At 69.3% G+C, this 8,121-nt stretch carries 11 protein-coding genes; 5 read left to right on the forward strand and 6 right to left on the reverse strand.

What is annotated here, in order from left to right; all coding sequences use genetic code 11:
- Nucleotides 1–328 precede the first annotated feature (328 nt).
- From ABZY57_RS31035 to ABZY57_RS31055, 5 genes are all read right to left on the reverse strand, one after another.
- The gene (locus ABZY57_RS31035) at nucleotides 329–532 is read right to left on the reverse strand and encodes a cold-shock protein (RefSeq protein WP_356517606.1); all 204 of its coding nucleotides are present in this window, start codon (nucleotides 530–532) and stop codon (nucleotides 329–331) included.
- A 519-nt stretch (nucleotides 533–1,051) separates the two neighbouring features.
- Nucleotides 1,052–1,408, reverse strand: coding sequence for a hypothetical protein (locus ABZY57_RS31040; protein WP_356517608.1), 357 nt, complete (start codon nucleotides 1,406–1,408; stop codon nucleotides 1,052–1,054).
- Nucleotides 1,409–1,470: 62 nt separating this feature from the next.
- Nucleotides 1,471–1,683: a hypothetical protein gene (locus tag ABZY57_RS31045; RefSeq protein WP_356517610.1), complete on the reverse strand. Its 213-nt coding sequence runs from the start codon at nucleotides 1,681–1,683 to the stop codon at nucleotides 1,471–1,473.
- A 19-nt stretch (nucleotides 1,684–1,702) separates the two neighbouring features.
- On the reverse strand, nucleotides 1,703–2,029 hold the full coding sequence (locus ABZY57_RS31050) for a hypothetical protein (protein WP_356517612.1): 327 nt from the start codon (nucleotides 2,027–2,029) through the stop codon (nucleotides 1,703–1,705).
- 43 nt (nucleotides 2,030–2,072) lie between these two features.
- On the reverse strand, nucleotides 2,073–2,315 hold the full coding sequence (locus ABZY57_RS31055) for a hypothetical protein (RefSeq protein WP_356517614.1): 243 nt from the start codon (nucleotides 2,313–2,315) through the stop codon (nucleotides 2,073–2,075).
- A 1,195-nt stretch (nucleotides 2,316–3,510) separates the two neighbouring features.
- Here ABZY57_RS31055 and ABZY57_RS31060 point away from each other — a divergent pair.
- The 5 genes from ABZY57_RS31060 (at nucleotide 3,511) to ABZY57_RS31080 (ending at nucleotide 7,377) form a co-directional block, all read left to right on the forward strand.
- Nucleotides 3,511–4,482: a transglutaminase domain-containing protein gene (locus tag ABZY57_RS31060; protein ID WP_356517616.1), complete on the forward strand. Its 972-nt coding sequence runs from the start codon at nucleotides 3,511–3,513 to the stop codon at nucleotides 4,480–4,482.
- The gene (locus ABZY57_RS31065) at nucleotides 4,479–4,745 is read left to right on the forward strand and encodes a phosphopantetheine-binding protein (RefSeq protein WP_356517618.1); all 267 of its coding nucleotides are present in this window, start codon (nucleotides 4,479–4,481) and stop codon (nucleotides 4,743–4,745) included. Before ABZY57_RS31060 ends, ABZY57_RS31065 begins: the two co-directional genes overlap by 4 nt.
- Before the next feature lie 2 nt (nucleotides 4,746–4,747).
- Nucleotides 4,748–5,737 (forward strand): AMP-binding protein, encoded by a 990-nt coding sequence (locus tag ABZY57_RS31070; protein WP_356517620.1) that lies wholly within the window; start codon nucleotides 4,748–4,750, stop codon nucleotides 5,735–5,737.
- A 232-nt stretch (nucleotides 5,738–5,969) separates the two neighbouring features.
- On the forward strand, nucleotides 5,970–6,425 hold the full coding sequence (locus tag ABZY57_RS31075; protein ID WP_356517622.1) for a hypothetical protein: 456 nt from the start codon (nucleotides 5,970–5,972) through the stop codon (nucleotides 6,423–6,425).
- Between the two features lie 232 nt (nucleotides 6,426–6,657).
- Nucleotides 6,658–7,377, forward strand: a complete 720-nt coding sequence (locus ABZY57_RS31080; RefSeq protein WP_356517624.1) for a hypothetical protein — start codon at nucleotides 6,658–6,660, stop codon at nucleotides 7,375–7,377.
- A 115-nt stretch (nucleotides 7,378–7,492) separates the two neighbouring features.
- Here the strand turns inward: ABZY57_RS31080 and ABZY57_RS31085 are convergent, their stop codons facing one another.
- Nucleotides 7,493–8,068, reverse strand: coding sequence for a Ku protein (locus ABZY57_RS31085; protein WP_356517626.1), 576 nt, complete (start codon nucleotides 8,066–8,068; stop codon nucleotides 7,493–7,495).
- Nucleotides 8,069–8,121: the final 53 nt, after the last annotated feature.

Genomic DNA, 8,121 nt, shown 5'->3' on the forward strand with positions numbered 1-8,121 from the left:
CCCGCTCTGCGCTTCGCTCCGAGCTGTGGCCGGCCCTTCGGGCCGGGGTCCTGCGCTTCGCTCCGGACTGGCTCCGGGTTCCGCTGCGCTCCACCCGGAGCAGGGCTGCTTCGCAGCCCCAGAGACTTCCCGCGCTTCGCGCGGGAAGTGACCCCGTTTCACGGGGTCCGGGCCTTCGGCCCGTTGGGCTGGCCCGCTCCGCTCCCCCGCCCGGGGCTCTTCCGGCTCCGCCTCCAGAACCTAGGCCCGCTCCGCGGGCCGGCTGGCAGCAGTGGCAGGGCTGGTCGGGGTTGAATGCCGGGTCCACGGGATCGGGCCGACAGCAGTCTCAGATGCCTCGGACGTCGACGGCCTGCGGGCCCCTCTGCCCCTGAGTCACCTCGAACTCGACTCGCTGGTTCTCCTCCAGGTTCCGGAACCCAGTACCCACGACCGCGCTGAAATGAACGAAGACGTCAGGGCCTCCGCCATCGGGCGAGATGAACCCGAAGCCCTTCTCACCGTTGAACCACTTCACAACGCCCTGAGCCATACCCACTCCTACAAAGACAACCCCGGAACGCATGAACCACGCCCGGCTGCACGCCATCCTCCCCAGACTCCAAAGGAGGAAAACATGATCACGACCCTGAGCCGACCAGCCTCCCAACCCAGAGTGCTTCAATCTTCAGCACGGCTAGACTCTGGAAAAACCATCCCGTACCGGCTCGGTTCATGTCACGAATCAGCGAAACTGCGCACCACCCAACCAACCTGCGCAGACAGGCGCCTCACACCCCATGTGACCTGCGGTTTCACCACTGACAGACCGTGACGCACCGCAGTGACAACACATGACGAACCCTCATCCCAAAAGTCAACACCCCTGACACCCCCGCACGCTGAACGTCACCTCGCCACCACCCGCGTCTACTACGAGCTCCACAAGACCCTCGCCGCCCCCGCGGCACGCCACCGCCCCCGACCGCACGCGGACAGGGCACAGCAATGGGTCTCACTGCCCCCGGCTGCGCCCGCACAAGCCCACCGGCATGCCCCGCAGCGTCCGCACTCAGCTCGACAGCACGGCGACGGCGATGACTACCGCGAGCATCAACACCACCCAGCCGCAGGTGGCCAGAGTGTCACGCCGGGCACCCCTTATCCCCTCCTTGGTGTCGACCCGCCAGGACGGGTCCAGGACCACCTCACCGGATTCGAGCTCCGCCGCCACCCGCTGAACCTCAGCGTAGGAGTACACGGTGACGGTGCTCTCACCCAAGGTTCCGTAACTCTTCTGCTCCTTGGTCCCCACCCCGTGAGTGGAGGCCACCTCGGGCACGAACCTACGTCTGACCATCCAGAGAGCGGCGGCCCTGTCGGCCGTCACCCAGTTGAGGCCCGGGGGCAACGCATCTGGTGTGGTCATGCCCGCCATGGTGCCGCTGAGGGCGACATGGGACATCCGCAGATTTACGTAAACGACTCTCCTCATCCGCCGCCCGCCGCCCGCCGCCCCTGCGCCCGGGCCGGAAGGCTCAGGGCGCCCGAGTGCCACGCGCTCTCCCCCAACACCAACGCGGCCACCACCGCCAGGACCAGGCCCACCGTGGGCCAGCCCGACTCGCCAGCCGGCCAGCCGCACCCGGCCAGGAACGCCCCGGTCACGCTGCCCGCACACACCCGCCGCTGCCTGCCTGACATCACCATCGCGCCTCCTCCGTCAGGCCGCGGGCCCGGCGCCCGCCTCGCGGGCGGCATGGCTCTGCACTTCTTCCGAGGGCGCCACCAGCGGCCCGGCCGGAGGCGGGGCGGGCTCCGGCCGGAACACGGCGCCCCGGTACAACGTGGCCACACCGGCCGTACCGGCCAGGACCGACAGGACGAAGTCCGCCTGCATGAAACCGAGGTGGCCCGCCCGCCACGCGGCCGCGAGCAGCGCGCCGGCCAGCAGCAAGCCGTCGACGGCGATCCGGTCCCTGCCCGACAGCGCCCACCAAGCCGCCCGTACCCGGTCCGCCCACGCCCGGAAGTCCCGCCGTCCGGGCACGGGAGCCTTCGCCGTCGGCCTGGGGTTCGGCGGCCCGGGGCTCCTACCAGCTGATATGGACGCTGCCATGGCCTCCGTCGCCACCGCCGGAGCTGCCGAACAGGCTTCCGCCGCCGCCGCCGCTCTTGCGGCCGTAGTCGCCTCCGCCCTCCTTGTAGCCGCTACCGCTTCCCCCGCCGTCGGAGCCGGCCCGCGATCCCCCGGACCCACCCCGGTCGCCCGTGCCGCCCCGACCCAGGCCGCCTTCTTTGACCAGGCCGAGCGAGATGCACCCGTCCGTGAACATGCCGCCTCCACCACCTCCCCCGCCGCCGCGTGAAGCACCGCCACCGCCACCGCCGCCGCCACCCGCGCTCACGTACCCGGTCACGGTGGTCGCGCCTCCCCCACCACCGGCGCCGCTGCCGTCCGCGCTGTGCTCCTTGCCGCTGCCACCTGCCCCCGCATCAGGGAATGCTCCGGGAACAGCGCCCCGGCCGCCGACTCCCGCGTCGCCGGGACGCCCGCTGGTGGACGGGCCGGCGCCTCTACCGCCGGCTCCGTCTGCACCGGCAAGGTTGTGGAACTTGCCCCCGCCCCCGCCACCGGCCACGAACCCGGTGATCGTCCCGCCCGGGAAGTTCCGCACCTCGCAGACGGCCGTTCCGGCCCCGCCCCCACCGCCCCCACCGCCATAGGCGCCACCGCCCCCGCCGCCCCCGCCCACCGCGGTGATCGTCACCTTGGCCCCGGCGGGAATCTCCGGACTGGTGAACGCCCCGACGCGGTCCGCCTCGAAGGTTCCACCAGCCCGAGCATGAGCACCGGCCGACACCGACAGACAGGCCAGGCTGCTCGCCACCAGGAAGGCGACCGCGAGGGAGCGGCGACGGACAGGAGACGCAGGGCTTCGCATCGATTCCACCATTTCAGACAGGGGCACCCCGCAGAGCCGGCCGATTGCCCGGCCACAGGAACACCGGCATGTCCAACTGGCCGACGGCACCCCAGGACACCACCACCTCACAGCCCGGACTCACCGACTGCGGTACGGGCATTGACGGATCGTGGCCGCCCTGCGCGCAGCACCGGGCCCTGGGGTCGGCGGTCGCCTGCTCCACGCGTGCCTGCCTTGCCCAACGGCGATGACGGCGCCCGGCTGCCCGGAGCTGGCGCACCGCTCTGGGTGAGCGTCCATGGTGAGCGGGGCGTACCGGCGGCTGATGCGCTCCCTGGCGGTGCCCCGGCCTCCTCCTCCGCCCTGTCCCTGGGCTCGGCGCGTCTTTGGCTTTCTTGAACGTGACGTGGCGGCCAGCTTGGTGACCTGTCGGGCGGTGGGCCGTTAGACGGGGTGATCATCCGGCTTGCGTGCGGCCGGGCCCGTCTTGGCCTTGGAGGCTGCAGTCACGATGGAGTGTCCCGCCCCCGTCTCGGACGATGCCCTTTCGCAAGCCCTGAGCGTGATTCCCAGCGCTGTGGACGAGCCGGTTCCCCTTGAGTGCTTGGCAGCCGGCCTGGACCGGTTCCTTGCCGTGCCGGCTGGAGCAGCACGCTACGACACCGACGCGACGGCGGCGGCCCTTTGGCTGTGCACACTGCCGGAGTATGTGATCGCTCTGGGAGAGAAGCACGGTCTGCCGTTCGTTTGCGATGCCGAGCGCGGGCCGCTGTTCGAGCGGGCCGATCTGATCAATGTCGGGCTGATGTCCGGGAGCGGGCGCACCACGCTGGAAGTGGCTTTGCGTTTTGCTCTCGGGTTCTCCGCAGGTCCAGCCGAGGAGTGGCTGGGGGCACGGGACTGGCTGGTTACGGTGCGGCTGCCGGCCGAGGAGACGGGACGTCATCGGGTGAGGGTGCCCGACGTGCAGGCGCCCGGGGTGCGGCTGCTGCCCTCGCAGGGGTTGAGGCTGCCGGCGCACGGAGCGGAGTTCGACCACCAGGGTCATCAGGCGGCGGTGCGGATCACCGGCGCGCGGGGGCGGGTGCGTGATGTGCGGGCCGGGGAGGTCTACCGGGAGATGCTGGCGGACCTGTTCGCGCGCCGGGTCGTCTACCAGTGCGTGGCGGAGCCGCTGCGCATGGACCACCACCGTGCGTGGGAGGCGGGTATGGCCGACTGCATCGTGGTCAGCCGGGTGATCACCGACCGGTTGCGCGCGGTGGGGCTGAGGGCACGGGCGCGGCGGGGGTACCTGTTGGGGGTGGTGGCCAGCGAGCACGCGTGGTGCGAGGTGTGGGAGGACGGGCGGTGGAAGCCGGTCGATGTGGGTCTGGCGTTCATTCCCCGCCGTTTCCCCGGGGGTCAGGACTTTCCCGAGACGCGGGAGTTCACGGCTGACTGTTTCGGCAGCCGCCTCAACCGCCTGCTGCCCTGCGTCGGCGAGGGGGCCGGCTCTCTCCTCCACGACACGGTCGCCGATGAACCGTTGGCCATGTTCGGCCTGATCAGCGGCACCCACTGGAGGGTCTCGTGACGGCCGTCGCCGGCCGGGAACTCGGACAGGCGCGCGCCCTGGTGCGCTGTTGCGTGAACCCGCCCTCCATGGCCGACCTTCTCGCCGACAGCGACAACCTGACCTACGCCGGTGTCAGCTCACTGGAGATCATGCAGATCATCGTACGGCTGGAAGGCCTGCTGGGACGGCAGCTGTCCCATCAGGAGGTGTCCCGTCTCGACTCGATCACCTCCCTCGCCGCCCTCCTGCACGCGGGCGCGGTCGCAGAGGGCGGCAGCTGATCATGTGGTTCCAGCAGATACTCCGCGACCGGCTCACCCGAACCCCTCACGCCCTGGCGCTGCGCGATACGCGGCGTGCGGTCTCCTGGAGCCGCCTCGACCGTGATGCCCGTGCCCTCGCGCACCGCATCGGCCGGCACACTGGTCCCGGGGACCGCGTCGTGGTCCTGTGCTCCAACCGGGTCGAGGTCCTGGAAGCCCTCTTCGCCTGCGCCCTGACCCGTACCGTCGCGGTCCCGTTGAACCCGGCGCTGGCCGACCGGGAACTCGACGGCATCCTGGCGCGCACCACACCCGTCTACGCCCTTGCCGACCCCCGCGGCAAGACCCGACTGGCCGTACTGCGCCCTGCTCTGGCCGTGCTGGACGTCGACGAGGTGGCGACCCTGCCCGGCGGCCCGCTCGCCGGGGGCGGCGGGGCGCTCACCGATCCGGTGATGATCCTGCACACCTCGGCGACCAGCGGATTCCCCAAAGGGGTCATCGCCGACCAGGAGTACTTCCGCCATCAGGCCCTCTCCTGGCAGGACGAGGTCGAACCGGAACCGGGCACGGTCTACCTGCACACCAGCCCGCTGTGTCACGGCAGCATCGTGATCGCCGTGAGCTACCTCGCCGCCCGGGCCCCCGTCGCGGTTCTCGACCAGTTCACGCCCGCCGGGTTCCTGACGGCGGCCGAGGCGTGGAAGGTGCAGCACACCTTCCTCGTACCGACCATGCTCACGCTGCTGCTGGAGTCCCGTCAGCTGCCTGGCAGCAACCTGGCCTCGCTCAGCCTGGTGATGCACGGAGGCGCACCCTGCCCGCCCGAGCTCGCCGCCCAGGCCCGAAAGACGCTGCGGGCCGGCCTGCGAACGGTGTTCGGGATCACCGAGGGCGGCGGGCCCGTACTCGGACTCGGCCCCAACGAAGGAGTTCCGCCGGCACAGCGTGGCCTGCGACGACGAGAAGGTCGGCAGCCGGTATGTCGAGTTCGGCGGCAAGTGCGGTGAGTCGCTGCGGGGCGGTGTCAGTTCCGCTCGCGGCGAGGCTCTGCAGGATGGCGGTCCGTTCCATGTGAGGAAGGTAGCGGGTGGGCTGCCAGGACAACCGCGAGCCGCCGTCGTATGACGGCTGGCTGCAGCTGCAGTGGCCGCTACCAAGGACGGCGGGGCCTGCGACTGGTCGAGATGGCTGTCACGTGGCTTCACCCGCGTCAATGCGGCGGGCTGCCATCATGCTCGAATGGCCCACGACATAGTGTTCTTCCTCGCCCCCGACGACGAAGCTGCCGCTGCGACGCACCTGCGGGGACCTGGTGAGGCCTTTGAATCTGTGACCTGCCGCTTTATCGAGCCGGACAGTGCCATCGCCGAGTGGGACATGTACTTCCAGGAGCCATCGGTCAAGGCCTCACCGCTCGAGCAGCTCTATGCCTGGCGGCCGTGGCCGGAGTACGTCACTGAACCCTTGAACGATGGCGTTGAGGTGTTCGCTTTGCCGAAGCAGCTGACACGAGCGCTCGCCGAAGCCAGTTCCACTGACCTCAAAGAGCTCGCCAGCCGCTGGACCGCGCGACTCTGGTCTGAGGACGGCGACGAGATGACCGACGATGATCTGCTGGCGGTCTTGCAGGGCGTTGCCCTGCTCGCGAAGAATGCGGTGAACACGGGTGGTGGCCTCTACAGCTGGAGCTTCTGACCGTCCCCCCCGCGAAGGCCGCTCGTTCTTGACGCCGCTGCACGCCAGGAGCTCGGTCCCGGTGGCGTCGAAGTACAGGGTGAAGAACCAGGACCGGTCTGCTGCGACGATGTTGCCGGTACGCAATTGATCGTCGCGGTGCCGAGCGCGGAGGATCTCAACGGTCTCGCCAGAGCCTGTTTTTGATGGACGGGCCGGTCGAAGCTTCGGCGGGGGGACTACTCTCCGGCGTATGACGGAGGGGTTCAACGTTGCTGCCGAGCTGGCGGCTGTTTCGGATCGGGCGGATGCCTGGAGGTTCATCAAGGGATTCGTTGCGCACTGGCGCAAGCCGGTCCGGGCTGGCGACGGCTGCGAGTTCGAGGAGCTCACCGAGGCGGAGTGGCGACTGGGATCGCCGCTGCCGACGGCTTTGTGGGAGGCGTATGGGCTGTTCGGACGGCGTGCGGACCTGACCAGTGTTCAGGACTCTCTGCTTTCCTTGGAGCACCTTTATGTTGACGATGGCGCTCTGGTGTTCCGGCTGGAGAACCAAGCGGTCGCCGAGTGGGCCATCCGGCAGGAGCACCTGGAAGACGACGACCCGCCCGTGGTCTTCCGGCGCAAGGACAGCGACTCGGATCCCTGGATGCCCTTCCTCGACCGGTTTTCCACCGCCTGTATCGAGATGGTGCTCTCCGAGTCCCTCTTCGCTCACAATGAGACGCGCGCGGACAACCGGCCTCTCGGAGAGTCAGAGACCATCGAGGCACCGCCCGGATTCCAGCGTCTAGCCTTGCCCGACTACCCGATGTGGGCTGTCGAGGGATGCGTGATCCGGTGGTTCTCCTCGCCTGAAGGACTGCTGCGGGAGGACGCCAACGAGTGGCTTTGGGCCCTGGGCCTCACTGCTCCCGCGCTGGATTCAGTACGCGGTTCTCTCCCCGGTGACTGGATTAACCAGCCAACGTGACAAGTCAGCCCTTGGCCGGGGATCGCGTCAGGCGTCGACTCATGAGGGCGCCCTCCCCGTGACTCATGGCGAGAGGCTACCGCGCGGTGCGATGTCCGAGCCAGCCGCGATCCCCTCACTCACCGAGGCAGCACAAAGCTTCCCAGCCAGCGGGGTGTGAAGTGCGGCAGAGCCGTATTGCAGCCCTATTCCGCACACTCGAATATCCGAGGCTACCGATAGCCTCACCTACGACACGGAGAAGGGCCAGGCGTTCCCGGCCGCGGAGCGCGACCTTCGCGACGGCCACCTTGCTGGAGCGCTCCAGGGCCATGCGCAGCAGAACGTACGGCTTCGCGGAGGCCGGCCCGCTGGCCATCAGGTAGTACGGCGTGCCGACCGCGATGGGGTCGATCGACTCGGCAGGCACGAAGGCGACGATCTCGATGGCCTTCGCGGTGGGCAGCGGGAGCGCGTCGAGGTCGGCGTCGGAGACCGGAACGATGGTGCCGACCGCCGTCTCATAACCGCGGGTGATGTCGCCCTGGTCCAGCTCCTGGCCGTCCAGCTCGCACCCCTTCCGGTACCGCACCCGCCCACCGTCGGCGACGTGGAACTGCCCGAAGGAGATCGCGTGGCTCTCGGTCGCCGGGTACACCTTGATCGGAATGGTGGTGTTGACTGAACTAGTTTCCGGATAATCGCAGGTCAGATGTGGTTTCTGCTAGCTTCCGGTCATGCTTGAGACGGGTGATCCCCCTCGGG

It is taken from the genome of Streptomyces sp. NPDC006450 (genome assembly GCF_040612195.1).
Lineage (GTDB): Bacteria > Actinomycetota > Actinomycetes > Streptomycetales > Streptomycetaceae > Streptomyces.

What these genes read in the sequence shown, in the direction of transcription:
- ABZY57_RS31035 (WP_356517606.1), bottom strand. Translation starts at nt 532, where the DNA reads ATGGCTCAGGGCGTTGTGAAGTGGTTCAACGGTGAGAAGGGCTTCGGG.
- ABZY57_RS31055 (WP_356517614.1), bottom strand. Translation starts at nt 2,315, where the DNA reads ATGTTCACGGACGGGTGCATCTCGCTCGGCCTGGTCAAAGAAGGCGGC.
- ABZY57_RS31080 (WP_356517624.1), top strand. Translation starts at nt 6,658, where the DNA reads ATGACGGAGGGGTTCAACGTTGCTGCCGAGCTGGCGGCTGTTTCGGAT.
- ABZY57_RS31040 (WP_356517608.1), bottom strand. Translation starts at nt 1,408, where the DNA reads ATGACCACACCAGATGCGTTGCCCCCGGGCCTCAACTGGGTGACGGCC.
- ABZY57_RS31070 (WP_356517620.1), top strand. Translation starts at nt 4,748, where the DNA reads ATGTGGTTCCAGCAGATACTCCGCGACCGGCTCACCCGAACCCCTCAC.
- ABZY57_RS31075 (WP_356517622.1), top strand. Translation starts at nt 5,970, where the DNA reads ATGGCCCACGACATAGTGTTCTTCCTCGCCCCCGACGACGAAGCTGCC.
- ABZY57_RS31045 (WP_356517610.1), bottom strand. Translation starts at nt 1,683, where the DNA reads ATGTCAGGCAGGCAGCGGCGGGTGTGTGCGGGCAGCGTGACCGGGGCG.